The organism is Kineosphaera limosa NBRC 100340 (genome assembly GCF_000298215.1).
Taxonomy (GTDB): domain Bacteria; phylum Actinomycetota; class Actinomycetes; order Actinomycetales; family Dermatophilaceae; genus Kineosphaera; species Kineosphaera limosa.
Genome location: NZ_BAHD01000066.1, coordinates 1 through 25,679, shown reverse-complemented (window position 1 = coordinate 25,679; position 25,679 = coordinate 1). Strand labels below are relative to the sequence as shown.

The following is a 25,679-nucleotide window of genomic DNA, read 5'->3' as shown; positions in this document are numbered from 1 at the left end:
TGCTGCCGAGGGTTGCTGTTGCGACCGCGACGCTCGACAGGGAGCGCAACGCCCAGGATGTGGACGGGGCCGCGAGCGCCCGCGGGTCTACCCGTCGCGGCGGAAGAGGGCGCGGAGGCGCTGCTTGGGGACGGCGGCGACGGCGGTCAGGGAGATGTGCGCCGGGCACACCTGGGCGCACGCGCCGTACAGCGAACACGGGCCGAACTCCTCGTCCAACCGGCGGCTGACGGCCCGGGCGCGGGTGGAGCGTTCGAGCGACCCGTGCGGCAGCAGCGCCAGGTGCGTCAGCTTGGCCCCGGCGAACAGGTGCGCGGCTCCGTTGGGGCAGGCCGCGACGCACGCCCCGCAGCCGATGCACGCGGCCATGTCGAGGGCCGCCTCGGCGACGCCCGCGGTGATCGGCACCGAGTCGGCATCCGGGGCGGTGCCGGCGTCCAGCCCGACGTGCCCGCCGGCGGCGATGATCCGGTCCAGCGCAGACCGGTCGACGACGAGGTCCCGCACCACCGGGAACGCCCCCGACCGCAGCGGCTCCAACGTCACGGTCGCCCCGTCGGCGAACGCGCCGAGCCGCTGGTGGCACGTCGGGGTGTTGGCCTGCGGCCCGTGCGGACGCCCGTCGACCGTGATCCCGCACGCCCCGCAAATGCCCTCGCGGCAGTCCGATTCAACGCTCACCGGGTCGTCGCCGGACTCCACGAGCCGCGTGTTCAACAGGTCGAGCGCGTCGAGCAGGCTCATCTGCGGCGCCAACCCCTCGACCTCATAGGAGACGGTGCGGGCAGGAGCCGACGGCCCGTCTTGTCGGTGGATGCGCAGCGTGAGTTTCATCGGTAGCTCCTCGTCGCCAGCGCCACGGACTCGAACTCCAGCGGCTCCGCGTGCCGGGTGAAGCTCAGCCCACCGGCCCCCGCATCGGCGGTGCCCCACGCGGAGACGAACGCCCAGTGCTCGTCGTCGCGCCGGGCCTCCCCGGCGTCCTGATGTTCGGTGCGGAAGTGCGCCCCGCACGACTCCTGCCGGTCCAGCGCGTCGACGCACATGAGTTCGGCGAGTTCGAGGAAGTCCGCGACCCGACCCGCCTGCTCGAGCACCTGATTCAGCCGATCCCCAGACCCGGCGACCCGCACGTCCCGCCAGAACTGCGAACGCAGCTCCTCGACCTCGCCGATCGCCGCCTCCAAGCCCTCCCGCGAACGCGACACCCCGCAGCCGCGGTACAGAATCTCCCCGAGTCGCCGGTGGAACGTCGCCGGGGCCTGATCCCCACCGACGTCCAACAACGCCTGCACCCGCGCACGCACCCGGGCCAACGCCTCCTGAACAGGCGCCGAGTCAGCCGACGGCAATGTCTGACCCAGTTGCGGCGCAAGGTAATTCGGCAGCGCGAACGGAATCGTGAACCACCCGTCGACGCACGCCGACAGCAGCGAATTCGCGCCCAACCGGTTGGCCCCGTGATACGCCCACCCCGACTCCCCGGCCACGAACAGCCCGGGCAGGGTCGTCATGAGGTCGTAGTCGCTCCACAGGCCGCCCATCGTGAAGTGCGCGCCGGGCGCGATGCGCATCGGCACCTCGTACGGGTCCTCGCCGGTGGCGTGGTGGTACATCTCGAAGAGGTTGCCGTAGCGGGCCTTGAGCACGTCCCGCCCGAGCCGCTCGCGGGCGTCACGAAAGTCGAGGTACACGCTGTTCTTCAGCGGCCCGACCCCGTGCCCGGAGCGGATTCGCTCGGTGGCCGCGCGGCTGGAGATGTCACGCGGGGAGAGGTTGCCGAACGCCGGGTACATCCGCTCCAGGTAGTAGTCGCGTTCGGCGTCGGGGATGGAGTTGGCGTCGCGGTCGTCGCCGGGCGCGGCGGGCACCCAGATGCGGCCGTCGTTGCGCAGCGACTCGCTCATGAGGATCGTCTTGGCTTGCCACTCGCTGCTGACCGGCAGCGCGGTGGGGTGAAACTGCACGAAGCTCGGGTAGGCCAGCAGCGCTCCGTGCCGGTGCGCGCGCCACGCGGCGGAGGCGTTGCTGTTCACCGCGAGCGTCGAGTGGAAGTACACCGAGCCGTACCCGCCGGTCGCCAGCACGACGGCGTGCGCGGGCCACGCCTCGATTGCCCCCGTCGCCAGGTTGCGGGTGACGACCCCGCGGGCGCGACCCTCCTCGACGACGAGGTCCAGCATTTCGGAGCGGGTGTGCAGGGTCGCGCGACCGAGCCCGACTTGTCGTTGCAGGGCCTGGGCGCCGGCGATCTGCACCTGCTGCCCGGTCTGCCCGCGGGTGTAATACGTGCGCGAGACCTGCACCCCGCCGAACGAACGCGTCTCCAGGCTGCCGCCGTACTCGCGGGCGAATGGCGCGCCGATGGCGTTCATGTGGTCGATGACCCGTACCGACTCCTGCCCGAGCCGGTACGCCTCGGCCTCCCGGCCGCGGAAGTCGCCGCCCTTGACGGTGTCGACGACGAACCGGCGGATGGAGTCGCCGTCGACCTTGCGGGCGCGGGCGGCGTTGATGCCGCCCTGGGCGGCGACGGAGTGCGCGCGGCGGGCGGCGTCGTGGATGGTGAACGCGTGCACGTCGTAGCCGAGTTCGGCCAGCGCGGCGGCGGCCCCGGCGCCCGCGAGCCCGGTGCCGACGACGGCGACGGTGAACTTGCGCCGGTTCAGCGGCCCCACGAGGCGGTACTCGTCGCGGCGCCGCTGCCAGGCGGTCGCCGGGTCACCCGGTGGGATGCGGCCGTCGAGGTCGGCGCCGTGGGCGATCTTGTCGGGCGTGACGGTGTCGGGGGTGGTCTGGTCGGGGTTGGTCTGGTCGGCCAGGTCGGTCATGACAGCACTCCGGTCAGTACGGCGACGGGGATGCTCGCGTTGCCCAACAGGATGGCGATCGCGGCCAACGCCCCGACCCACACGGCCACCCGCCGCACCGTCGCGCCCGTGGCGCCGAGGTCGTTGACGGCCAGCAGCGCTCCGTGCGCGACGTGCGCCGCGGCCGCGAGCATCGCCACCGCGTAGGCGATCGCCGCCCACGGGCGCGACAGCGACGCCACGAGATTCGCGGCCGGCGAGCCGCCGTCGGTGGCGGCGGTGAAGTCGGCCGGAGCGGCTGGTTGCACCCCCAACGTCATGTCGAACACGTGCAACACGAGAAACGCCAGCAGGATCAGGCCGGTCGGCAGCATGAACGTCGCGAACCACATCTGCGACCCGGTGCGCCGCGCCCGAACCCCGCCACGCGCCTCCCGGGAGCGGCGCAGCAGCAGCACCGCGGCGGTGACGTGCGCGACCAACGCGACGATCAGGGTGATCCGCAGCGCCCACAGCACCCCCTCGTGGGGGATCAGCGGGTAGCCGATCTCGCGCAGCCAATGCGCGTAGTGGTCGAAGCCGGCGGCGCCGAAGTAGATCTTCAGGTTGCCGAACAAGTGCACGAGCACGAAGAACGCCCAGATCATGCCGGTGACCGACATGACGAGCTTCAAGGCCCACAGCGGGGCCCGTCGGGTGCGGGTGCCGGTCGTCGGGGTGGTCGTGGTGGATGCGGTCATCGCGCCCTCTCGGTGCAAAGTCGTCCGAGTTCGACGCTACCGGCGTTCCCGCCGCCGGTCCGGCGGCACGGCCCGGCGACTTCGATCGCCGATGAACAACAGCAGCCATACGGCAAGCCCGAACCGAAGCCCGAACCGCAGAAAGGCAGCGGCGGCGCAGCCCCCCGAGCCACGCCGCCGCCGATCAGGTGGGGAGACCGGCCGCCGCACTCCCGCCGTTCGGCGGGTCGGCCGATCTCCCGCAGGGGAGCCTCAAGCGGCGTGCACCTGCTCGCGCAGTTGGGCCAGGCAGCCGGAGAGGATGCGCGAGACCTGCATCTGGGAGACGCCGACGCGGGCGCCGATCTCGGCTTGGGTCAGGTCGTCGACGAAGCGCAGCCGCAGCACCGTCCGCTGCCGGTCGGTGAGGGAGTGCAGGGCTGGCCGCACGCTCTCCCACTCCTCGATCTCGCGGTAGGTATCCGCGGCGGCGCAGTCGGCGCCCTGCCCCTCCTCCTGCGGTGGGCCCAGCGGCTCGGCCGTGAATCCGCGGGAGGCCAGCCGGGTCTGGGTGACGACCTGCTCCTCGACCTCCAGCCACGCCGCCAGCTCGGCCTGTGTCGGCTCGCGCCCCAGCCGGGCCCGCAGCGCCTCCTGCGCCAGGCCCAGGCGGGGCCGCATCTCCTGCAGGGATCGCGGCGGGCGCACCAGCCAGCCCTGATCGCGGAAGTAGCGCTTGAGCTCGCCGGTGATGGTCGGCAGGGCGTAGGCCACGAAGCCGGCGCCGACACTCGGGTCGTACCCCCGAATGGCCTTCATGAGGCCGAGGCGCGCGACCTGGGTCAGGTCGTTACGTTCGATGCCGCGGTACCAGAAGGTGCGGGCGGCGCTGTCGGCCACGCCGATGGTGAGCGTGACGATCTCGTCGCGCAAGGCCTGCCGGTCGGCTTCGGCGGGGGTGTGCTGCAACTGCGTCAGCAGCTCATCGGCGCGCTTCACATCTGAAGAAGGATGGGGTGCTGCGCCAGGTGCGGCGCGGGGGCTGTCGAGGGTGGCCATCGCTCGGACCCTTCGATGTGGTCACCCAGCACCGTGTTTGGCCTGTGACCTGGTGCACACAGTCAATCACTCGCGACGATCTGGACACAAGTCCCGTTCGTCGCCGCCACGAGGGGTGGCGGCGACGAACGGGCAGGCCAACGGGGCGGACCAACCGCATCCCTACAGGCGGCTCAGTCCGCGCTCGGCTCGCTCAGCACGGCCGGGTCACGGTCTCCGGCGGTGCCGGCTCGACCGGAGGCGGGGTCGGCACCAACGCGGTGTCGGTCAGCTGCTCGAAGCGGTTGCCAAGAACGACATCGACCGACTTGCTGACGCGCGGCACCTGCTGCAGTCGGGCGCCGGGCACGTGTTGGGCGACGAGCCGCGCGCCCTCCGCGCCGTCCTCGCCGTAGCGGATGACCGCGACGTCGTCGGGCAGGAAGCCGTTGTCGGGGTCGTTGCCGTATTTGCCGGTGACGAAGCCGCGGTCGGTGAGTTGATTGCTGACGTCGGTGGCCAACCCGCTGCGGAAGGTCGTGTTGTACACGTTGACCGTGACCTCCTGCGGCAGCGGCGGCGGGGGCGGCGGCACCTCCACGAGCCCTGGGAACGTGCCGCCGATGACGAACGACACCGATGGGCCCTGGCGCCCGTCGAAGTGCAGGTTCGCCCCCTTGACCTGGGCTGCCACGAGCAGCGCCTGGTCGCGCCCGTCCGCCCCGTAGTTGATCGTGCCCTGACCCGACATCAACCCGCCGGATGGCACCGTGCCGACCTCCGCCACATCGAAGCCGCGTTTGAGCAGCTCCTTGCCGATGGGGGTCGCCTTGCCGTTGTAGCCCGACGCGTTGAGCACAGTGAGCCGAAAGCTGTCCCGCTCGGGTGCCCGCACCACCTGCGGGGTGCAGGTCGGCGACGACGAGCTCATGAGGTTGTACCCGTAGGCACCCGCCATCGTCACCGTGCCCAGCGCGACCGCCGGAACGCTGACGAAGGCGGCGATCCCGAGCCGCCGGTTACGTCGTAACCATCCTGCGCGGCGACGCTCCTGACGTCGGCGTTGTGCGCGCCCTGCGCTGATCGACGGACGTCGTCCGAAGAACTTCATGACCTCCACTACTCCCCAGAAACGGCATGCTGCGGCCTGGCCCCCCTGGCCGTCATCGGAATGGGCGATGTGCGGGAGTTCCGCACGGACACAACCCTAATCGGCCTAGATGACGGATCAGGCAACGACACATAACGGTCAGGCGTCGATGCCCGCCCCGGTATCAGCGCCACCCCAGACGCCCCTCAGGTGACCCCCAGATTCGGGTCCGCAGGCGCCTCCGGTGCGGGGCCCGGCGCCGCTGCGGGTGGACCGGCGACAGGCAGCGGCGGGGCTACCCTGATCGGGCCACAGGAGCAGGCGGGACATCGAGCAGTCGGCCCGCCCGAGGAGGGGAGCGCAGATGGAGGCAGGGGTGCAGGCGGCGATCGCCAACAGCCACGACGTCATCCGGGTGCAGGGGGCACGGGAGAACAACCTGGCCGACGTCAGCCTGGAGATCCCCAAGCGGCGGCTCACGGTGTTCACCGGGGTTTCCGGCTCCGGTAAGAGCTCGCTGGTGTTCGGCACGATCGCCGCCGAGAGCCAACGGATGATCAACGAGACGTACAGCTCGTTCGTGCAGGGCTTCATGCCCTCCCTGGCCCGCCCCGACGTCGACCACCTTGAGGGCCTGACCACCGCGATCCGCGTCGACCAGGAGCGCATGGGCGCCAACCTGCGCTCCACCGTCGGCACCGCCACCGACGCCAACGCGATGTTGCGCATCCTTTTCTCCCGGGTGGGTACCCCGTACGTCGGCTCGTCGCAGGCCTTCTCGTTCAACGTTCCCTCGGTCTCCGGTGCGGGAGCGGTGACCATTGCGACCGGCGCCAACAAAGGTAAGAAAGAAAAGCGCACGTTCTCGATCACCGGCGGTATGTGCCCGGAGTGTGAGGGGACCGGCCGGGTCTCGGATTTCGACTTGAGCGCGATCATCGACGAGGAAAAGTCGCTGGCCCAGGGCGCGATTCTCGTGCCGGGCTATTCGATGGACGGCTGGTACGGGCGCATCTTCTCGGGTTTCGGCTTCGACATGGACAAGCCGGTGAAGAAGTTCACGAAGGCGCAACGCGACGACCTCCTGCACAAGGAGCCGACGAAGATCAAGGTGGAGGGCATCAACCTCACCTACGAAGGGATCATCCCGCGCATCCAGAAATCGATGCTGTCGAAAGACCGGGAGGCCATGCAGGCGCACATTCGGGCGTTCGTCGACCGGGCCGTCGTCTTCAAGCCATGCCCGGAGTGCGGTGGCACGCGGCTGGCGCAGCACGCGCTCGAGTGCCGGATCGACGGGGTGAATATCGCCGACTGCTGCGCCATGCAGATCACCGACCTCGCGACCTGGGTGCGCGGGCTGAACCACCCGGAGGTCGCGCCGCTGCTCAAGGGGCTGCTGCACCTGCTCGACTCGTTCGTCGGGATCGGCCTGGGCTACCTGTCGCTGGAGCGGCCGGCGGGCACCCTCTCCGGGGGAGAGGCCCAGCGCACCAAGATGATTCGCCACCTGGGCTCCTCGCTGACCGACGTGACGTACGTCTTCGACGAGCCGTCGGTGGGGCTTCATCCGCACGACATCGCGCGGATGAACGAGCTGCTCATCCAGCTGCGCGACAAGGGCAACACGGTGCTGGTCGTCGAGCACAAGCCGGAGATGATCGCGATCGCCGACCACGTCGTCGACTTGGGCCCGGGAGCCGGAACGGGCGGTGGGCAGATCTGCTTCGAGGGCACCGTCGCGGGACTGCGCGCGGCCGACACGATCACCGGCCGGCATCTGGATGATCGCGCTCGTCTCAAGGAGTCCGTCCGAAAGGCACAGGGGCACGCGCAGATTCGCGGCGCGTCGACGCACAACCTGCAAAGCGTCGACGTCGATGTGCCGCTGGGGGTGCTGTGCGCGGTGACCGGGGTGGCGGGGTCGGGCAAGTCGTCGCTCATCCACGGTGAACTCGGCCCGCGCGAGGATGTCGTGGTCATCGACCAGGGCGCGATCAAGGGGTCGCGGCGCTCGAATCCGGCGACCTACACGGGCCTGCTGGAGCCGGTGCGCAAGGCGTTCGCGAAGGTCAACGGCGTCAAACCCGCGCTGTTCTCGGCCAACTCCGAAGGTGCCTGCCCTAACTGCAAGGGCGCCGGCGTTATCTACACCGAGTTGGGGTTCATGGACACCGTCTCCTCCCCGTGCGAGGTGTGCGACGCCAAGGGATTCCAACCGGAGGTGCTGGACTACACGCTCGGTGGGCAGGACATCGCGCAGGTCATGGCGATGTCGGTCGCGCAGGCGTGTGAGTTCTTCGCCGACGGGGAGGCGAAAGTACCGGCGGCCCACAAGGTGCTCACGCGCCTCGCTGATGTGGGACTCGGGTACCTGCGGATCGGGCAGCCGCTGACCACCCTCTCCGGCGGCGAGCGGCAGCGGCTCAAACTCGCGGCGCAGATGGGGGAGAAGGGCTCGATCTATGTGCTCGACGAGCCGACGACCGGGCTGCACCTCGCGGATGTCGAGAACCTCCTGCGGCTGCTGGATCGGCTCGTCGACTCCGGTAAGTCCGTCATCGTCATCGAGCACCACCAGGCCGTGATGGCGCACGCCGACTGGATCATCGATCTGGGCCCCGGTGCTGGTCACGACGGTGGGCGCGTCGTCTTCGAGGGCACCCCGGCCGACCTGGTCGCCGACGCCTCGACGCTGACGGGTCAGCACCTGGCGGCGTACGTCGGAGGGTAGCGACGGTCCGGCGTGATCAGGCTTGTCGGCGGGGCGTGACAGGCTTGCCTCATGGGGACAGAGCTGACTGATCTTCCGCCGGAGGCGCGGCCGCGTCGGCCCGCACACCTCGTGAGCCGTCGGGCGCGCGTCGTTTGGCGGGTCGCCGCCCTGCTCACCTGGATCTGGCCGATCGGCGGGGTCGTGGGCTGGATGTGGTTCGACGACGGCAACCGCTCGTGGCAGTGGCTCGCATTGGGGGTCGTGCTGGTGCTGGCTGCCGTGTACCTCGTCGTCGTGCCCGAGTGGCGCTTCCGGGTGCACCGCTGGGAGGTGACCGACGACGCGGTCTACACCCAGTCCGGGTGGATCAGCCAGGAGCGCCGCGTCGCGCCCATCTCGCGGATCCAGACCGTGGACAGCGAATTCGGGCCCATCGAGCGGCTGTTCGGCCTGGGCACGCTGACCGTGACGACCGCGTCGGCCGCCGGCGCCCTGCGGGTCGCCGGGTTGGAGCGTGCCACCGTCGACGAGCTCGTCGAAGAACTCACCCGCATCACCTCCCAAGTGCGCGGCGACGCGACATGAGTGGCGACCTGAACCATGACGCGGCGCCGCCGGTCTCGCCGCCGCAGCCGACGGTGCGGGCGGCGACGGATTCGTGGCGTCGCCTGGATCGCCGGATGCTGCTCATCGAGCCGGTGCAGGCCGTGGTGCGCTTTCTGCCCGCGCTCGTTGTGGTCGTATTCGCGGGCTCGGCGGGGCGGTCGGCTCCCTGGTGGACCAACCTCGCCGCGGTCATCTTCCCCATCGCCCTCGGCATTCTGTCGTGGCTGACGACGTCGTACCGCATCACCGACGAGCACCTTCAGGTGCGCCGCGGGCTGCTGCAGCGCACGACGCTGACCGCGCGACTCGACCGCATCCGCACCGTCGATGTCACCGCCTCCCCGCTGCACCGGCTCCTTCGGGTCGCGGCGGTGCGGGTCGGCACCGGCGGCGAGCGCCCGTTCGTCCTCGACGGGTTGCCCGCCGAGCAAGCACGGGCGCTGCGCGAGGACCTCTTGCACGTCGCGCGGTCGCAGACCCCACCCGGTGACGACCCCGCGACTACCGGGGCCGACCCCGCGAATACGGCCGCCGACCGGGCGCCTTCCACAGCAGACCCGGACTCCACCGTCTCCGGGGCACTCGCGACCAATGAGCCGGAGTCCGAGCTGGCGGTGTTCGACGCGGGGTGGATCCGCTTCGCGCCGTTCAGTCTTACGGGCTTAGCGACGATGCTCGCGGCGATCGGCGTCGGCCTGCAGTTCTTGGGTGAACTGACGCGCCGCGCGCTGGAGTCCGAAATCGGGTCGGCGGCCTACGACTACGCCACCGGTCTCACTCTCACGATGGCCATCGTCCAGGGGGTGCTGGGCGTGCTCGTGGTGTTCGTCGTGGCCTCGATCGTCGCGTACGTGCTGCGTTACTGGGGTTACCGGCTGACGCGGCATTCGGCGGGCACGCTCGGCGTCACGCGCGGGCTGCTGACGACGCGCACGACGTCGCTGGAGGAACGGCGGCTGCGCGGGGTGCGGGTGACGCGGCCGTTCCTCGTGGGGCTGGTGGGCGGGGCCAAGGCCGACGCGCTGGTGATCGGGTCGGCGAACCAGGAGTCCGGCAGTGACCTGCTCGTGCCGCCGGCGCCGCGCGAAGTGGTCACGCGGGTTGCGGGGCGGGTGCTGCGCGACCCGGAGCCGTTGACCGTGTCGTTGGAGCAACACGGTCCGGCGGCACGCCGGCGACGGTACACACGCTCCCTGGCGCTGCCGATCGTCGTCGCCGCCCTGACCGCACCGCTGTGGTGGTGGCTGGAGTGGACGTGGCTGTGGGTGCTGCCGGTCGTCGCCCTGGCGGTGGCGCCCGTGCTGGCGCGGGCCCGCTATGCCCGGCTCGGGCACGCGCTCGTCGGGGACCATCTGGTGGCGCGGTCCGGGCTGTTCCCCGAGCACACCGACGCGATCGGGGCCGGCGGCATCATCGGCTGGAACGTCTCGGAGTCGTTCTTCCAACGCCGCGTCGGGCTCGTCACGCTCTCGGCGACGCTGGCCGCGGGCGGCGGCAAGATCGAGGTGCTCGACGTGCCGTGGCCGCGGGCGCTCGCGGTGATGCGCGCCACGACTCCCGGAATGCTCGACGACTTCCTGCCCTGACAGCCACCCTGTGCACATGACGGTCATCGACGACTACCTGGCGGGCTACGACGGCGAGCATCGGCGCCTCATGGACCAGCTGCGCGCGCTGATCGAGCAGTTGGCGCCGCAGGCCGAGCAGGCCATGGCGTGGGGCATGCCCACGTACAAGGTCAACGGCAACCTCGTGCACTTCGCTGCCGGAAAGCGCCATGTGGGTTTCTACCCGGGCGCGGACGGCGTCGCGTTGGTCGCCGAGCGGGCCGATGCCATGGGGTTGAAGCGCAGCAAGGGCGCCATCCAGTTTCCACTCGACCGGCCGCTGCCTGTTGAGCTCGTGACCGAGGTCGTGCGGTTCCGGCTCGAGCAGCAGCTGGCCAAACGCCGCTGACCTGGCTTTTCTGGCTCAGCTGCTGCTGGGCTCAGCCGTGGATCTGGGCCAGCATCTGCTCCATGGTGCGCTGCACCGCCAGGGTGTCGTCCAGCGGCATGATCGGGCTCTCGGTGAGCCCGGCGGCCAGGCATTCGCCGACGTGCTGCACCTCGAACTGGTAGCCGGAGTCGAAGTGCTGAGTCTCGGATTCCTTGCCGCGCCACACGGTGATGCTGGCGCTGCGGTGAAAGCGTGGGTGCACGTCGATCCAGCCGCCCGTGCCGAGGATGGCCATGCGTCCCGGGCCCTGCACGGTGAACGCGCCAGCCAGCGAGGCGCTGCGCCCGTCGTCGTAGCCGAGCAGCACGCCGAATTCGCCCTCCACGCCGGAGTCGTAGCGGCCACCGACCGCGTGAACGGTGTCCGGCGCTCCCAAGAAGTGCTGCGCGAACGACACGACGTAGACGCCGAGGTCGAGCACCGCGCCACCGCCGAGGGCCGGGTCGAACAGGCGGTCGTTGGGGTCGTAGGCGCGGAAGGCCGACAGGTCGCCGTTGACGGCCCGAACCTGCCCGATGGTGCCGTCGGCGATGAGCTCCCGAATGTGCTGCACCGCGGGGTTGAACCGGGTCCACATCGCCTCCATGACGAAGACCTCGGCGGCGCGGGCGGCGTCGATGATCCGCTGGGTGTCCTCGACGGTGCTGGTGAACGACTTCTCGACGAGCAGCGCCTTGCCGGCCGCGATGGCGGCCAGCGCGATGTCGGTGTGCTGCGGATGGGGCGTGGCGATGTAGATCGCGTCGACGTTCGGGTCGTCGGCGAGGCCCTCGTAGGTGCCGTGCGCCACCGGAATCCCGTGCTCGTCGGCGAACCCCTGCGCCCGCTCCAACGACCGCGACCCGACCGCGACGAGTTCCCCGTTGCTCACGTGCTCGAAGGCCTGCGCCATGGTTGCCGCCATGCGCCCAGGTCCCGCGATACCCCACCGCACCGTTGTCTGCGTCATACCCGCGACCTTATACCCCAAGAAATCCCCTGCCGATGCCGCACTGTGGATTCGAGGGTCATAATTCGAAATCTGAAAAGTCGCCGATAGTCTTATTTCGCGCGAGATTCATAGTCGGAACTCTGAACTTCGCCGGAAAGTATGACTAACGGCAGGGTTAGCTCAGATCGTGGTGGCGCGCAGGAGGGCCAGGGCGGAGCGCGGGGGGAGACGCCGGAATTGCGCGGTGAGTGCCGCGATGAGGTGGCGATCCGTGGCCCGAGCGTCGAGGATGTCGTACTGCCGCTGGGCCGGCAGCCGGCCGAAGGCGTCGAAAAGGGCCAGGGTGTCGTCGGGGCTCAGTCGCAGCAAGGCCCGCAGTGCCGCGTGCCGCGCGAGGGGCGGGCCGCCGGGAACCGCGAGTCGGGAGCCTTCGCGCACCGCACCGGTGATGCGCTCGACGAAGTTGTCGACGGCTGCCAGGGAGGCGAACGCCGAGTACCCGGTGATCGGATTGTGTTGCGCCCCAGCAGCGCCGAAACGCACCACCAGCGGGCCGGTCGCCACTTGGCTGCCGCCGGCACGGGCGCTTTGGTGGTGCCCGCCCAGACCGGGAAAGCGCACGCCGGGTCTACCCCGGTCAAGAGCGACTAGATCCCGACCGCTCAGGCCTTGGCTGCTAAGGCCCTGGCCGGCCACGCCCTGGCCATTCGGGCCGCGACCTCGGGGCGCGCGGAGCATGGGGATGGAGACTCGCTCGATCTCGGCATCGTCCACCCCCGGACCACCGATCCCGTGCCGCGCGAGGCGCACGCGCAGCCGCCGATCCAACTCCGGATGATCGGGGCCGGGGGCGCCGGCGAGGCAGGTCTCCTCGAGCAGGATCCGACCGTCGGGCATGGGGATGGCGTAGAGGAACGTCGGTGACGTCGCCGCCCAGGCGGGGGCGCCGTCGAACGGGCGCCAGTCCATGAGCACGGCCTCGTCACCGGCGAGGACTGGCGCGGCGAGGTGCGGTTCGACGAGCACCCCGATGGCCCGCTGCAGGGGTAGGCGGCGCGGGCGCTGCGAACTGGCGGGCACGGCGCCGCGCGCGTCGACGACGACCCGGGCGGGCACGTTCACAAGGTCGGAGGCTGCTCGTTCCTGCAGCTCAGCGCCCGTGAGGTCGAGGGCGCGAGCAAGTGCTGCGTTGTCGAGCACCGCGTATCCTGCCCGGATGGGGTAGCTCGCCTCGGCGCGGATCACCGGGTTCTGCGCGCGGGCGCCGACGGCTTCCACGGGCAGCCAGGCCGGCAGCTGCCGAGACCAGCCGCCCAGCGTCTGCCGCCACGGCCGCCCGGGGTCGGGGTCGATCACCAGCACCGACAGCCCGGTCCTGATCAGCCGATGCGCCAGCGCCCGCCCCGCCGGCCCCAGCCCGACGACCGCGACATCCCACCTGCGCTCGGCCATACCTAGCAACGGTGCCACAACCGCCCGAGCCGTCTGTCGAGACCCACTTCACGCATGCGCTCGGGGGATTTCGGACACGACCGGGCCAGGAAATCAGGGCAGCAGCTCCCAGAATTGCTTGCGCGCGGGCATCGCGTGGATCACCAACTCTGCGCCGCTCTCGAAGACCAGCACAACCGTCTCGAGGAGCCGTGCGTTTGTGTCGAAGCCAAGACGCAACTGACGGTGCGGCCAGTCGTCCTCGTCATCAAGCGGCTCGATCCACTGTGGCCAGTCAGCCGCCTGCGCCGCATCCTCCTGGCTGACTCCATGCTTGAGCGCGCTCGGGTGGACCTTCACGCCGCGAAGTGAGCGAGTGCGCGGCGAATCGCCTCGGAGCGGCTGACGTTGTCCCGACCCGCAAGGGCGTCCAGGGCCGCCACTTCCTCAAGCGTGAGTCGCACCGCGACGACCTGCATGGGCTCGGCTCCACGGCCAGGCCGACCGCGTCCACGGCGCTTGAGTTGCTCGACGTCGTAACCAGCCTCGGCCTCATCGGCCCACTCCTGTATCTGCTCCTGCGTCACCTCGTCCTCGCGCATGTGAATATCGTAAACGAAAACATGCCTGGGAGCAGATCGCCCGCCCTTGGCGACCGTTGCACCCCCTCGCCGGTTGCTGTGGCGACCGCAGCCCAGTGCAGGGGGGCGGCTCCCGCCGGGCGAGACGGTTGGCGAGTCCGACTGGACAGCGCCCGGCTGACTGGCCAACCGCTCGAGACGTCGTCCAGTCGGAGTCCCGGTGGTCCAAGTCGCGCTTGGCTCAGGTGACCCGTTCTGGCACCTGGTAGGCGGGCCTGCTGGCGACCGCGATGCGCGGGCGGTCCCCGTCGAACACGACGATGACCGGATAGGCGTGCTCGCGCAGCGGGCGGGCGATCCATGCGCGATCTCCGGGCATCGGGAGTTTGCCGGAGAAGGAGCGCCCGGGGATGACAGGCCATCGCCAACTCGAGCCGGCCCCGGTGGTGACGGTCACGGGATCCTCCCAGGCGGACGTCGTGACCGAAACGGCTTGTGCGGCCTGCGCGCCCCGAACTTCCCGCCAGCCGCGTTCGATCGGCCACCACCGCATCCACCACAGGATCGTCAGCGGGGCCAGCGCTAGCGACGGCTGAAGCGCGACGATTCCCCCTCCATTGATCACCGCTGACGCCGCGAGGGCAACGAGCAGAGTCGGGAGGATCAGCCCGCAGCGCAACAGCCAAACGGAACGCCGCAATTCGGTGCGGAGCGCCGTCAGCGCCTCCCTCGGCGTCACTCCGTCCATCGACCCCCCAGGGGCTCGGCGTGCACGCGCGTGTAGCGGCCACCCGGGCTCGTTAGTCCGTTCAAACTACCGGGGACTGCGGGGTGCCCGGTCGCCCACGACCGCCCGTCGGCGACGACCGTCCGTCGGCGACGACCGCCCGTCGCCCACCGCACGCCAGCCCTGCCCACCGTTGCGTCCCCTTCCGGGCCCCGCTCTCGCCGCCGGTTGCGCCCCCGCCCAGCCCCGCTGTCGCCGACGGTTGCGCCCCCTGCCGACGGGTGCTGTTGCGACCGCAACCCAACGCAGGGAGGGCAACCGTCGGCGGGAGGGTGGCGGGCTCGCGCCTGGCGCCCGTGGGGGTCTTGACGGGGGGCGGCACGCGGGGCAGACTCCTGCAATCGATTCCAATTGGAATCGATTGCAATGTCGCAAGGAGGTGGCAGCGTGGCCGTGACCCTGCGGGATGTCGCGCTGGCCGCTGGTGTCTCCCCGGCGACGGCCTCCCGGGCGCTCGACCCCGACGCCTCCGCGGCGCCTCGTACGCGCGACATCGTCCGACAGGCCGCCGAAGACCTCGGCTACGCCGGCAACTCGGCGGCGCGCTCGCTGCGCACGAGCCGGACCGACACCATCGGCCTGCTGCTGCCTGATGTCCGCAACGCCTTCTTCACCGACCTGGCGTACGCGGTCGACAAGGCCGCCGCCGAAGCAGGTCGCACCGTCATGATCGGCAACGCCGACGAAGACTGCCACGCCCAGGACCGCTACCTCAACACCCTGGCGAAACACCAGGTCGACGGGCTGCTCGTCGTCCCTCAGGGCGGAGCGAGCGTCACGCTGCGCAAGGTCGTCGCGGCCAACCCGACCGTCTCGATCGACCGCGATGCGGGCCTCGGCGTGCCGGTCATCGCCTCCGACTCCGCCGGCGGGATGGGCGAGCTCGTCGACCACATCGTGGCGTTGGGGCACCGGAGAATCGCGATCGTCGCCGGCCCGCAGTCGACCTCCACCGGCCGCGAACGCCTCCGGGCCGTCGCGGTCCGCCTGTCGCAACACGGCATCGGCCTGGGCAGCGAGTACCTCGTCGAGGGCGATTTCCAGCTCGCCAGCGGTATCGCCGCCGCGCAGCAGCTGCTCGGTCTGTCGACGCCGCCCGAGGCGATCATCGCCGCCGACGCGCTGATGGCCCTCGGCGTGCTCACCGTCATGCGGCGCCGCGGCGTCCGCATCGGCGAAGACGTCGGCATCGCCGCGGTCGACGACACCCCCTGGTTCGAGGTGCTCGACCCGGCCGTGACGGTCGTCGCCCAAGACACCGCCCAGCTCGGCGAGAAGGCAGTGGCAGCCCTGCTGGACCGCATCGCCGGCGAAGACGTCGACACCACGCCCATCCCAACGCGGCTCGTCATCCGTCGCTCCCTCGGCGAGACCGCGCCCAGCCCGTCCGGCGAGAGCCCACTCGGCTCGCCCATCGACAGCGCGCCCGGCTCCCTGGGCGAAAGCCCGCCCGACGCGCCGACCGACCAACGCAACGGCCGCGCCACGACCCAGCCGATCCGGCTCCGGAACCCCGGCCGCACCGTCGGCGAAAGCACATTCACGACCCACAACAGCGAGGAGACGACCCATGGGTGAGGTCCTGCTACGCCTGGAGGGGGTGTCGAAGTCCTTCGGCGGCATCAAGGCTGTTCGCGACGTGAGTCTGGACGTGCGCCGCGGCGAGGTGCACGTGCTGCTCGGCGAGAACGGCGCGGGCAAGTCGACGCTCATCAAGATGATCGCCGGGGTGCACGAACCCGACACCGGCCGCATCGTCGTCGACGGCAAAGAGGTGCGCATCCCTGACACCCGCACGTCCGAGTCGCTGGGGATCGCCACGATCCACCAAGAGCTCAACCTCGTGCCCGAGCTGTCAGTCGCCGAGAACCTCACCCTCGGCCGCACGCCGCGCAAGTTCGGGCTGGTCGATCGCCGCGCGGTCCGCAAGTACGCCCAGGAGGCGATCGCCCGCATCGGCCTCGACGTCGACGTCAATCGCAAGGTCGGCACGCTCGGCGTCGCCCGCCAGCAGATGATCGAGATCGCCAAGGCGCTCGCGATGGACGCGCGCATCCTCATCCTCGACGAGCCGACGGCGGCGCTGACCCGCACCGAGACCGACATCCTCTTCGACGTCGTGCGCGACCTGCGCGAGCAGGGCGTCGCGATGGTCTTCATCAGCCATCACCTCGACGAGATCGAGGAGATCGGCGACCGAATCACCGTGCTGCGCGACGGTACTGCCGTCGACACCGTCAGCGCTGGCGCGGGGGAGGCCGAGCTGGTGCGCCTCATGGTCGGCCGCAGCATCGACGACCTGTACCCGCGGCGCCGCGGCGAGGTCGGCGATGTCGTGCTCAACGTCGAGGGGCTCAACCAGTCGGGCGTCTTCGAGGACATCTCCCTTGAGGTGCGTGCGGGTGAGGTCGTCGGTATCGCCGGGCTCATGGGCGCGGGCCGCACGGAGGTGCTGCGGGCCATCGCGGGCGCGGACAGTTACGAGTCCGGCTCGGTGACGGTGCACGGCAAGCGTCTGCCGAAGAAGGACGTCGCCGCTGCGGTCGGCCGCGGGGTGGGCCTCGTGCCGGAGGACCGCAAGAACTCCGGGCTGGTGCTCGAGGCGTCGGTCGCCGAGAACCTCGGCTACGCCACGCTGCGCTCGACCGGTCGCGCCGGCCTCGCGGACCTGCGCGGGCAACGGCGTCGCAGCGACGAGGTGGCCCAGCAGTTGCGGATTCGGATGGCGTCGCTGGACCAGCAGGTGCGCGGCCTCTCCGGAGGCAATCAGCAAAAGGTTGTGTTCGGTCGCTGGTCGATGGCCGGGTCCGACGTGCTGCTGCTCGACGAGCCGACCCGCGGCGTCGACGTCGGCGCGAAGGTCGAAATCTACGAACTCGTCAACGCCATCACGGATGCCGGCGGCGGCGTCCTGCTCGTCTCGAGTGACCTGCCCGAGGTCATCAGCATGAGCGACCGCGTGCTCGTCATGGCCAAGGGTCGCATCGTCGGAGAACTCACGGCCGAGGAGGCCACCCAAGACGCGGTCATGTCGTTGGCCGTCAAGGAGGTTGATTCGTCCCGTGTCCGCTGAAAAGTCTGCTGAGAAGTCGGCCGAGAAGGCCGAGAAGGCTGCGGCGAGGTCGGCGAAGGCCGAGGCCAACTCGACGCCGGAGCGTTCGCGCCTTCGCGCGTTCACCCTGTGGCTCGCCGACAACGGCGCGCTCGTGGGCCTGGTGCTCGTCTGCGTCGTCATGTTCATCGCCACGCCGACGTTCCTGACGACCCAGAACCTCCTCAACATCGGCGTGCAGGCGGCGGTCGTCGCGGTGCTCGCGTTCGGGATGACGTTCGTCATCATCACCGCGGGCATCGACTTGTCGGTCGGTTCGGTCGCGGCGTTGTCGGCGATCTGCGCCGGCTGGCTGGTCGCGACGGCCGGGCTGCCCGGGCCCATCGCGCTCCTTGCGGCGCCGCTGGTCGGGTTGTTGGCCGGGGCGGTGTCGGGGGCGGCGATCGCCTACGGCAAGTTGCCGGCGTTCATCGCGACGCTGGCGATGCTGTCGATCGCGCGCGGTTTGGCGCTCGTCGTCTCCGGAGGCCGACCGATCGAGATGCCGCCGGCGGTCTCGGCGATCGGGCGCAGCATCGGCCCGGTCCCGGTGCCGATCATCGTGCTGCTCGTCGCGTGGGGCGTCACGGCGTTCATCCTCAACCGCACGGTCTTCGGCCGCTCGCTGTACGCCATCGGCGGCAACGAGGAGGCGGCGCGGCTGGCCGGGCTGCCGGTCAAGCGGACCAAGATGGCGGTGTACGCGCTGGCCGGACTCTTCTCCGGCGTTGCGGGCCTGGTGCTCGCGGGCCGGTTGGCGTCCGCGCAGCCGCAAGCGGCCAGCGGCTACGAGCTCGACGCGATCGCCGCGGTCGTCATCGGCGGCGCGAGCCTGGCCGGGGGGTCGGGGCGGGCGCTGGGCACCCTCATCGGGGCCTTGACCCTGGCGGTCATCCGCAACGGTCTCAACCTGCTCAATGTCACGGCGTTCTGGCAGCAGGTCGTCATCGGCCTCGTCATCGCGGCGGCCGTCGGTATCGACGTGCTGCGGCAGCGCCGCTGACCCACACCCCTACTCGTCAGCAACACCCACTCAAAGGAGAGAGAACATGGCTCGGTCCACCTTCCACACCTTGGCGGCGGTCACCTCAGTTTCCGTGCTCACCCTCGGCCTGGCGGCCTGCAACCGGGATTCGGCCCCGGCCGGCGATGCGGCCGGCGCGACCGGCACCGCAGGAGGCGCCGGCAAGACGATCACCCTGGCGGTGTCGACGCTGAACAATCCGTTCTTCGTCGACCTGCGCGACGGCGCTCAGGAGGCGGCGGACGCGGGCGGAGCGACGCTCAACGTGGTCGACGCGCAGAACGACGCCGCGACGCAGGCCAACCAGATCGCCGACGCGGTGACGAAGCAGGCGTCGGTCGTCATCATCAACCCGGTGGATTCGGATGCGGCGGGCTCGGCCGTGACACCGGCCTTGAACGCGAACATCCCGGTCGTCGCGGTCGACCGGGCGGTCAACGGCGCGGAGGTCGCCTCGCTCATCAGCAGCGACAACGTGCAGGGCGGCAAGCTCGCCGCGGAGGCCCTCGGCAAGGCGATGGGTGGCAGCGGAGAGGTCATCGTGCTGCAGGGCGTGCCGGGTACGTCGGCCAGCCGTGACCGCGGCCAGGGCTTCACCGACGGCGTGGCGGGCGCGGGCATCAGCGTCATCGCCCAGCAGCCGGCCAACTTCGACCGCACTCAGGGCCTGAACGTGGCGACCAACCTGTTGCAGTCGAACTCCGGCGCAAAGGGCATCTTCGCGGAGAACGACGAGATGGCCTTGGGTGCGATCCAGGCGCTCGGTAACCGCGCTGGTCAGGAGGTCATGGTGTTCGGCTTCGACGGCACCGCCGACGCGCTGGCGGCGATCGAGGCGGGCACGATGGTCGGCACCATCGCCCAGCAGCCGAAGGAGCTCGGCAAGGAGGCCGTCAACAACGCGCTGAAGGTCGCGGCCGGTGAGACGGTGGAGAAGCAGATCCCCGTTGAGGTCAAGGCCGTGACGAAGGAGAACGTCAACGAGTTCAAGCAGTGACGAGGTCAAGCAGTGCGGTTCGCTAGGTGGGGCGAGCAACATAACGCCCGCCCCACCTAGCCGCACCAGCATCAGCGCCACGGATCAGCTACGCGGGATTCTTCGGCAGACAGGAGTGCGCATGAGGCACAGCGGAATCGTGCACGCCCAGCTCGCGCACCAGATCGGCTTGCTCGGCCACACCGACCGCGTGGTGGTCGCCGACATGGGACTGCCGTTGCCCCGCCACGTGCCACTGATCGACCTGGCGCTGGTGACCGGGACCGTCCCGTTCGCGGCGGTGCTCGACGCGCTCCTCGACGAGATCGTCGTGCAGGGGCACGTCATCGCAAGCGAAGCCCTGGAGGGGGTCGCTGGCACCTGGTTCGACGAGCGCGCCGACCGCCTCGGCCTGCGCACGACGCTGGACCACGAGTCGTTCAAGCAGCGTCTCCCGCAGGTCGCCTTCGCCGTCCGCACCGGCGAGGCCACGCCCTACGCCAACGTCATCCTCGAGTGCGGCGTCCCGTTCTGATCGACTGGCGACGGACCCTCAGCGGGGCGCGATCCGACCCCCCGCGCCCGCGGGCGGGTCGGTCCGCAGGGCGTCGATGCGGGCGGCGAGACCCGGGGGAAACGCCGTGGCCCGCGCTCCTTCTCCGCCGATGACGTGCAGCATGAGCACTTCCTCGGTGGCGCGCAGCCGCTCGTCGACCCACAGTTCGTGCCAGATCCACAGGGTCTTGGCGCCCCCACCGATGATCGAGCTGCGCACCTCCAGCGTGGCGTCCGGCGGCACTTGGTCGAGGTAGCGGACGTGCGCCTCGACGGTGTACAGCGACGTGCCGGTCTCGACGAGGTACTCCGGGGTCATGCCGATCTGGTTCATCACCGCGTCTGTGGCATGGCCGAAGACGAGCACGTAGTAGCCCTCGGACAGGTGCCCGTTGTAGTCGATCCACTCCGGGAGCAGGGGTTCGGACCAGGGGGCGAGCTCGCTCACGACAGCCTCCCCGTGGCCCGCAGGACGGCGATGAGCTGGGCGTCGCGCTCGCGGACGAGGTCGGTGATCGTGCGTTCGCCGGCCTCCTCCTCGCACCCGGAGACGACGGCGTCACGCAGCTCCGGCGTCAGCTCGGGTGCGTTCAGCCGCGTCCACGGGCTGAGCAGCGAGGGCCCGAAGTGGTCGAGCATGTGTGCCATCCCGCCGGGGCCGCCGGCGAGGTGGAACGTGAGCATCGGCCCGTGGAAGGCCCAGCGCAGGCCCGGCCCCTCGACGATCGAGGCGTCGATCTGCTGAGGCGTCGCCTCGCCGTTGGCGACCATGTGCAGCGCCTCGCGCCACAGCGCCTCCTGGAGGCGGTTGCCGACGAAGCCGGGCACCTCGCGGTCCATCGTGATGACCGACTTGCCGGCGTGGGTGAAGAACTCACGGGTCCACGCGACGACCTCGGGTGAGGTGCGCGGGCTCCCGACGACCTCGACGAGCGGGATGAGATAGGGCGGGTTGAAGGGGTGCCCGAAACCACGAAGCGCTCCGGATGCGAGGTCTGCGTGTCCATCTCGCTCATCCCGTAGCCGGAGGTCGACGACGACACGACGACGTCGACGGGAGTCGCGGCGTCGATCTGGGCGAGCAGCGGGCGCTTGAGGTCGAGGGACTCGGGGGCGCTCTCCTGCACGAAGTCGGCAGACCCGACCGCGTCGGCGAGACTCGCGCAGACGACGAGCCGATCAGGGCTCGCCCCGGCCGCGAGTCCGACCTCGGTCAGCGCCGGCCACGCGGCGTCGACGAGGGCGCGCAGCCGCTGCTCCGCATCGGGCGCCGGGTCGAAGGCCCGCACGTCGTAGCCGCGGGAGAGGAAGTAGGCGACCCAGCCGCCTCCGATCGTGCCGGCGCCGATGCAGGCGACGGTCCGCACCTCCGCGGGTGCAAGGCGCGCCATATCAACCCCTCGGCTTGAGCTTGAGGATTTCGCGGGCCTCGTCGGGCGTCGCGACGGCGGCGCCCATCGCCTCGACGAGGGTCTTGGCGTTGGCGACGAGCTGGGCGTTCGTCGCCTTGTTGCCCTTGCCGAGGTAGAGGTTGTCCTCTAGGCCGACGCGCACGTGCCCGCCGAGCAGCACCGACTGAGCGGCCCACGGCATCTGCATCGCGCCGAGCGCGAACGAGGCCCACACCGCGCCCGGGGGGAGCTGGTGGGTCATCGCGACAAGGAGCCCAGGATCGGCCGGGGCACCGTACGGGATGCCCATGCACAGTTGGAACATCGCCGGGTCGTCGACGAGCCCCTCGGTGACGAGTTGTTTGGCGCACCACAGGTGTCCGGTGTCGAAGATCTCCATCTCGACGCGCACGCCGAGCTCCTGGATGCGCTTGGCGCCTTGGCGCAGCATGTCCGGCGTCGAGACGTACACGAGGCTGCCGTCGCCGAAGTTCAGCGACCCGCAGTCGAGGGTGCAGATGTCGGGGAGGAGCTCTTCGACGTGCGCGAGGCGCTCCAGGCCGTTGACCAGGTCGGTGCCTTCTCCGTGTGGACCGGCCGGGTTGTCGCGGTCGACGACGAGGTCGCCGCCCATCCCCGCGGTCGTGTTGATGACGACGTCGACGCCGCTGTCGCGGACCCGCTCCACGACCTCCCGGTAGGCGCTGACCTCGCGGTAGCCCTGGCCCGTCTCGGGGTCGCGGACGTGAATATGGATGATCGCCGCGCCCGCTTTGGCCGCCTCGATCCCGGCGGTCGCGATCTGCTCCGGGGTGACCGGTACGTGGGGCGACCGGGCGGTGGTGTCGCCGGCTCCGGTCAGCGCGCAGGTGATGATGACTTTGCGATTCACGGGGGCTCCTTCGAGGCTGCAGGGCGTCCCGGTCAGTCTCCCCTGTCGGATATCGAGCGGGGCCGTGCGACGCGAACCTGTTTCGCCCGCGGTGGGGTATTTGCCGACGTTCGATCCGAGTTCGCCAACGTCACTCTCGAGTGCCGGCTGCGTCTCCGAGGGCCGCGGGAGTCCAGGTCGGCCAGCTTGCCGTACCGACGAGCTCGCCGTGTTCGTAGGTGGCGACTACGCGGAAAGGCGTCGCAGCGCTTGAATTGTCGAGGATCTCGGTTCGATCGGCTAGGCCACGGGCCTGCGCGATCAGGCTCCACAATCGGTCGTAACGCTCTCGAATCTTCCGTTCCGGCACGTCGTGACCACCTTCGCTGACTCGGTCGGCGACGCGCGCGACGCTCAACTCGACGGGGATCAGCAACACATGTAGGTGGACGATGTACCCAAGGCGCACAGCCTGACCCACGAGGTCGACCTTGCTTCTGTGGCTGAAGACGGTCTCGGAGATGAAGGACTTGCGGTCGGCGAGTAGTCGCTGCCGTTCGCCTTCAGCCGCGCGTGATGCGTCGTAGGCGTGCTCCAGCTGCGCCTGCGGCCATCGGGCAGCCGCGATCACGTCGGCCTTGACGAAGGGCAGGTCGGCAATCGGCGCGATGACGTGCCGCACGTACGTGGACTTGCCGGACCCGTTCGGCCCGGCCAACAGGTGCAGGATCGGCATCGCGGCAGATCAGTCGTCCTGGGCCGAAGGGCGTCGGACGACGGCACCGTTGTCACCAGCTTCGGACCACGACCGCCCCTGTGCCGTGAATTCGGCGGCGAAGTCGAGGGATTCGCGTCGCTGGGCCATCTGCTGCTCCCAGGCGACCCGCACCACCGCCTGCTCGGGCTCGCCGACATCGTCGTAGGAGGTGATGCCTGACAAGACCCGGCGCACGTCACGCCCGCTCACGTTGGGAGAGGCTTCGAGCGCGCGGCCGATGCGAGCCCAGTGGTTGATCTGCTGGGTTGCGCTTCTGCTGGCGATTGCCCCGGACGCCTTGGCTGCTTCCCAGAGATCACCGTCCACGCGGGTAGGCATGGTGTTCATGGCTCATTGTAGCGAACTGCTACAAGACGGGCCTGGATGGAGCGTCCTTGGCCGCCGTTCGCGTGCGAAGGCAGGTCAGTGCAGCGGGCAGATGAGTTGCGGCAGGGAGCCCTGGGCTTCGGCGCCCAGGGCCTCGTTGACCTGGTAGAGCACGCCGATGAAGGTCACGGCGGTCAGGAGCAGGCCGACGAGCGCGTACGTCAGATGCTGACGGGTCACACAGTGCTCCCCTCTGCGGTCGGCTCTGCCGTGCGGGCGCGGCGTTCCTTGATCGGCAGGTGCACCAAGCCGGCCCCGATCGACAGGACGATGCACAGGATCCACATGAGGTGGTAGCTGCCGGTCTGTTCATAGATCGTGCCACCGAGCAGGGCACCGATGAAAGCCCCGACCTGGTGGGAGAGGAACACCATGCCGAACAGCATCCCGACGTGGCGGGTGCCGAACATCAACGCGACCAGCCCGGAGGTCGGCGGCACCGTCGAGAGCCACAGCAGCCCCAGCAGCATGGACGTGATGACGACCGTCGCGGTCGTGACCGGCGCGACGAGGAAGATCGCGAACACAGCGCCGCGGGCCAGGTAGATGGCGCTGAGCAGGTAGCGGCGCGGCCAGCGGCCGGCCAGGATGCCGGAGGTGTAGGCGCCGATGACGTTGAACAGCCCGATGAGCGAGATCGACCACGCGGCCACGGCCACGCTCATCCCGTGGTCCGTCAGGTACGCCGGCAGGTGGGTGGTGACGAAGGCGATGTGGAAGCCGCAGACGAAGAAGCCCGCCGCGAGCATGAGGTAGCTGGGGTAGGTGCCGGCGGCGCGCAGCGCCTGCCCGGCGGAGACCAGGTCGTCGGGGTCGTCGGAGGCCCCGGCCACATACGCGGACCCGGTCAGTGAGCGGGCGAACAGCGGCACGAGCAGGAGGGTGCCGGCGAGCAGGATCAGCGCGGTCTGCGGGCCGTAAGTGCTGATGAACGCCTGCCCCAGGGGCGCGAAGAGGAACTGCCCCATCGACCCCGCGGCGGTCGCCAGCCCGAATGCCCAGGACCGTTTGGAGGGCTCGACGAGGCGAGAGAAAGCCGCGATGACGACCGTGAACGACCCGCCGGCGATGCCGATGCCGATGATGACGCCGCCGGTCATGGTGAGCATCACCGGATTGGTGCTGATCGCCATGAGGACCACGCCGGCGGCATAGATGAGGCCGCCGATCGCGAGCACGCGGGCCGCGCCGAAGCGGTCCGCGATGGCCCCGGCGATGGGCTGGGTCAGGCCCCACAGCAGGTTCTGGAACGCCATGGCCAGCGCGAACGCCTCACGGTCCCAGCCGCGCAGGTCGACCAGGGGGGTGGTGAAGAGGCCGAAGCTGGAGCGCACCCCGAACGTGATGATCGAGATGAGGCAGCCGGCGGTCACGATGACCATGGGGCGACGCCACCACGGGGGGCTCAGGGTCGCGGTCGCCGGGGTGTTCACGGTCGCCGCCACGGTGCGCACAGGAGCATGACAGGACTGTAGCAGCTTCGGTTCAGTGAATGAACTGATGTGCCGTAGGATGTGTCCATGGCACTGCCGCGCGAGTACACGACCCAGTCCTGTCCGTTGGCCCGCTCCCTGGAGATCCTCGGCGAGCGCTGGACCCTGCTCATCGTGCGCGACCTGTTCTTCGGGGTCACCCGCTTCGGCGACCTGCAGGTGCACCTCGACATCCCGCGCGCCGTGCTGACCGCGCGCCTGGCGCTGCTGACCGAGGCGGGCATCGCGGCGCGGCGGCCGTACGCCTCCGGGCGGTACGAGCACGTGCTGACGCAGGCCGGCCAGGAGCTATGGCCGATCGTGCACGACCTCATGCGTTGGGCCGACCGGCATCTAGCCCCGGACGGACCCGTGCGCCTGTTCGCCCACGCCGAGTGCGGCCAGGTGCTCGCCGACGACGGCAGCTGCGGGCGCTGCGGCGTGCGCC

At 70.2% G+C, this 25,679-nt stretch carries 27 protein-coding genes and 2 pseudogenes; 10 read left to right on the top strand and 19 right to left on the bottom strand.

Translation table 11 applies throughout. The annotated features are described in order from the left end of the window. Positions 1-87: 87 nt before the first annotated feature. From KILIM_RS16750 to KILIM_RS22630, 5 genes are all read right to left on the bottom strand, one after another. Positions 88-834: a succinate dehydrogenase/fumarate reductase iron-sulfur subunit gene (locus KILIM_RS16750; RefSeq protein WP_006593919.1), complete on the bottom strand. Its 747-nt coding sequence runs from the start codon at positions 832-834 to the stop codon at positions 88-90. Further along, entirely contained in the window at positions 831-2,831 is a 2,001-nt protein-coding gene (locus tag KILIM_RS16745) for a fumarate reductase/succinate dehydrogenase flavoprotein subunit (protein ID WP_006593918.1), read from the bottom strand. The genes KILIM_RS16750 and KILIM_RS16745 overlap by 4 nt, the downstream gene beginning before the upstream one ends. Then, on the bottom strand, positions 2,828-3,550 hold the full coding sequence (locus KILIM_RS16740) for a succinate dehydrogenase cytochrome b subunit (protein WP_006593917.1): 723 nt from the start codon (positions 3,548-3,550) through the stop codon (positions 2,828-2,830). Before KILIM_RS16740 ends, KILIM_RS16745 begins: the two co-directional genes overlap by 4 nt. A gap of 252 nt (positions 3,551-3,802) precedes the next feature. After that, entirely contained in the window at positions 3,803-4,528 is a 726-nt protein-coding gene (locus tag KILIM_RS16735; protein ID WP_051988851.1) for a sigma-70 family RNA polymerase sigma factor, read from the bottom strand. A gap of 253 nt (positions 4,529-4,781) precedes the next feature. After that, positions 4,782-5,678 carry a LytR C-terminal domain-containing protein gene (locus tag KILIM_RS22630; RefSeq protein ID WP_051988850.1) on the bottom strand — a complete coding sequence of 299 codons (897 nt, stop codon included), beginning with the start codon at positions 5,676-5,678 and terminating at the stop codon, positions 4,782-4,784. A gap of 343 nt (positions 5,679-6,021) precedes the next feature. Between KILIM_RS22630 and KILIM_RS16725 the strand changes: the two genes are divergently transcribed. Genes KILIM_RS16725 through KILIM_RS16710 form a run of 4 tightly spaced genes read left to right on the top strand, consistent with a single transcriptional unit; the run spans position 6,022 to position 10,935 of the window. Beyond that, entirely contained in the window at positions 6,022-8,391 is a 2,370-nt protein-coding gene (locus tag KILIM_RS16725; RefSeq protein WP_006593914.1) for an ATP-binding cassette domain-containing protein, read from the top strand. Positions 8,392-8,442: 51 nt separating this feature from the next. After that, positions 8,443-8,958: a PH domain-containing protein gene (locus tag KILIM_RS16720; RefSeq protein WP_006593913.1), complete on the top strand. Its 516-nt coding sequence runs from the start codon at positions 8,443-8,445 to the stop codon at positions 8,956-8,958. After that, positions 8,955-10,565, top strand: a complete 1,611-nt coding sequence (locus KILIM_RS16715; RefSeq protein WP_006593912.1) for a PH domain-containing protein — start codon at positions 8,955-8,957, stop codon at positions 10,563-10,565. Before KILIM_RS16720 ends, KILIM_RS16715 begins: the two co-directional genes overlap by 4 nt. 16 nt (positions 10,566-10,581) lie before the next feature. Then, entirely contained in the window at positions 10,582-10,935 is a 354-nt protein-coding gene (locus KILIM_RS16710; RefSeq protein WP_040563683.1) for an iron chaperone, read from the top strand. A gap of 31 nt (positions 10,936-10,966) precedes the next feature. On the opposite strand, the gene KILIM_RS16705 is transcribed toward KILIM_RS16710, so the two are convergent. The 5 genes from KILIM_RS16705 to KILIM_RS24385 all read right to left on the bottom strand — a co-directional run bounded on the left by KILIM_RS16705 (position 10,967) and on the right by KILIM_RS24385 (position 14,377). After that, on the bottom strand, positions 10,967-11,926 hold the full coding sequence (locus tag KILIM_RS16705) for a Gfo/Idh/MocA family protein (protein WP_006593910.1): 960 nt from the start codon (positions 11,924-11,926) through the stop codon (positions 10,967-10,969). Positions 11,927-12,088: 162 nt separating this feature from the next. Continuing rightward, positions 12,089-13,360, bottom strand: a complete 1,272-nt coding sequence (locus KILIM_RS22625; protein WP_051988849.1) for a lycopene cyclase family protein — start codon at positions 13,358-13,360, stop codon at positions 12,089-12,091. 93 nt (positions 13,361-13,453) lie between these two features. After that, positions 13,454-13,699, bottom strand: a complete 246-nt coding sequence (locus KILIM_RS16695) for a BrnT family toxin (RefSeq protein WP_006593908.1) — start codon at positions 13,697-13,699, stop codon at positions 13,454-13,456. After that, the gene (locus KILIM_RS16690) at positions 13,696-13,941 is read right to left on the bottom strand and encodes a ribbon-helix-helix domain-containing protein (RefSeq protein ID WP_006593907.1); all 246 of its coding nucleotides are present in this window, start codon (positions 13,939-13,941) and stop codon (positions 13,696-13,698) included. The genes KILIM_RS16695 and KILIM_RS16690 overlap by 4 nt, the downstream gene beginning before the upstream one ends. A gap of 220 nt (positions 13,942-14,161) precedes the next feature. Beyond that, complete coding sequence (locus KILIM_RS24385) at positions 14,162-14,377, bottom strand: hypothetical protein (protein ID WP_169330775.1); 216 nt, start codon at positions 14,375-14,377, stop codon at positions 14,162-14,164. A 717-nt stretch (positions 14,378-15,094) separates the two neighbouring features. On the opposite strand from KILIM_RS24385, the gene KILIM_RS16680 reads away from it, so the two are divergent. From KILIM_RS16680 to rbsD, 5 genes are all read left to right on the top strand, one after another. Next, the gene (locus tag KILIM_RS16680) at positions 15,095-16,285 is read left to right on the top strand and encodes a LacI family DNA-binding transcriptional regulator (protein WP_006593904.1); all 1,191 of its coding nucleotides are present in this window, start codon (positions 15,095-15,097) and stop codon (positions 16,283-16,285) included. Further along, positions 16,278-17,780, top strand: coding sequence for a sugar ABC transporter ATP-binding protein (locus KILIM_RS16675; RefSeq protein ID WP_006593903.1), 1,503 nt, complete (start codon positions 16,278-16,280; stop codon positions 17,778-17,780). The genes KILIM_RS16680 and KILIM_RS16675 overlap by 8 nt, the downstream gene beginning before the upstream one ends. Beyond that, complete coding sequence (locus KILIM_RS16670) at positions 17,770-18,801, top strand: ABC transporter permease (protein WP_006593902.1); 1,032 nt, start codon at positions 17,770-17,772, stop codon at positions 18,799-18,801. Before KILIM_RS16675 ends, KILIM_RS16670 begins: the two co-directional genes overlap by 11 nt. Positions 18,802-18,847: 46 nt before the next feature. Then, complete coding sequence (locus KILIM_RS16665) at positions 18,848-19,819, top strand: substrate-binding domain-containing protein (RefSeq protein ID WP_006593901.1); 972 nt, start codon at positions 18,848-18,850, stop codon at positions 19,817-19,819. Between the two features lie 121 nt (positions 19,820-19,940). After that, positions 19,941-20,333 carry a D-ribose pyranase gene (gene rbsD / locus KILIM_RS16660; RefSeq protein WP_006593900.1) on the top strand — a complete coding sequence of 131 codons (393 nt, stop codon included), beginning with the start codon at positions 19,941-19,943 and terminating at the stop codon, positions 20,331-20,333. 18 nt (positions 20,334-20,351) lie between these two features. On the opposite strand, the gene KILIM_RS16655 is transcribed toward rbsD, so the two are convergent. The 9 genes and pseudogenes from KILIM_RS16655 to KILIM_RS16630 form a co-directional block, all read right to left on the bottom strand. Continuing rightward, positions 20,352-20,801, bottom strand: coding sequence for a thioesterase family protein (locus KILIM_RS16655; RefSeq protein WP_006593899.1), 450 nt, complete (start codon positions 20,799-20,801; stop codon positions 20,352-20,354). Next, positions 20,798-21,193, bottom strand: coding sequence for a 3-hydroxyacyl-CoA dehydrogenase family protein (locus tag KILIM_RS25115; RefSeq protein ID WP_006593898.1), 396 nt, complete (start codon positions 21,191-21,193; stop codon positions 20,798-20,800). Before KILIM_RS25115 ends, KILIM_RS16655 begins: the two co-directional genes overlap by 4 nt. Positions 21,194-21,244: 51 nt before the next feature. Further along, positions 21,245-21,292, bottom strand: a pseudogene (locus tag KILIM_RS25485) (hypothetical protein); the annotation flags it as partial. Positions 21,293-21,381: 89 nt separating this feature from the next. Next, positions 21,382-21,744, bottom strand: a pseudogene (locus tag KILIM_RS25110) (3-hydroxyacyl-CoA dehydrogenase NAD-binding domain-containing protein); the annotation flags it as partial. A 1-nt stretch (position 21,745) separates the two neighbouring features. After that, positions 21,746-22,636 (bottom strand): beta-keto acid cleavage family enzyme, encoded by an 891-nt coding sequence (locus tag KILIM_RS16645; RefSeq protein ID WP_006593897.1) that lies wholly within the window; start codon positions 22,634-22,636, stop codon positions 21,746-21,748. A 130-nt stretch (positions 22,637-22,766) separates the two neighbouring features. Further along, entirely contained in the window at positions 22,767-23,351 is a 585-nt protein-coding gene (locus KILIM_RS16640) for an ATPase (RefSeq protein WP_006593896.1), read from the bottom strand. Between the two features lie 9 nt (positions 23,352-23,360). Further along, positions 23,361-23,720, bottom strand: coding sequence for a TA system antitoxin ParD family protein (locus tag KILIM_RS16635; protein ID WP_006593895.1), 360 nt, complete (start codon positions 23,718-23,720; stop codon positions 23,361-23,363). Positions 23,721-23,795: 75 nt separating this feature from the next. Continuing rightward, the gene (locus KILIM_RS24120; RefSeq protein WP_157551778.1) at positions 23,796-23,939 is read right to left on the bottom strand and encodes a hypothetical protein; all 144 of its coding nucleotides are present in this window, start codon (positions 23,937-23,939) and stop codon (positions 23,796-23,798) included. Next, entirely contained in the window at positions 23,936-25,204 is a 1,269-nt protein-coding gene (locus KILIM_RS16630) for an MFS transporter (protein ID WP_217997127.1), read from the bottom strand. Before KILIM_RS16630 ends, KILIM_RS24120 begins: the two co-directional genes overlap by 4 nt. A 75-nt stretch (positions 25,205-25,279) precedes the next feature. Here KILIM_RS16630 and KILIM_RS16625 point away from each other — a divergent pair. Beyond that, on the top strand, positions 25,280-25,679 hold a 400-nt coding region (locus KILIM_RS16625; protein ID WP_006593893.1), incomplete at its 3' end, for a winged helix-turn-helix transcriptional regulator.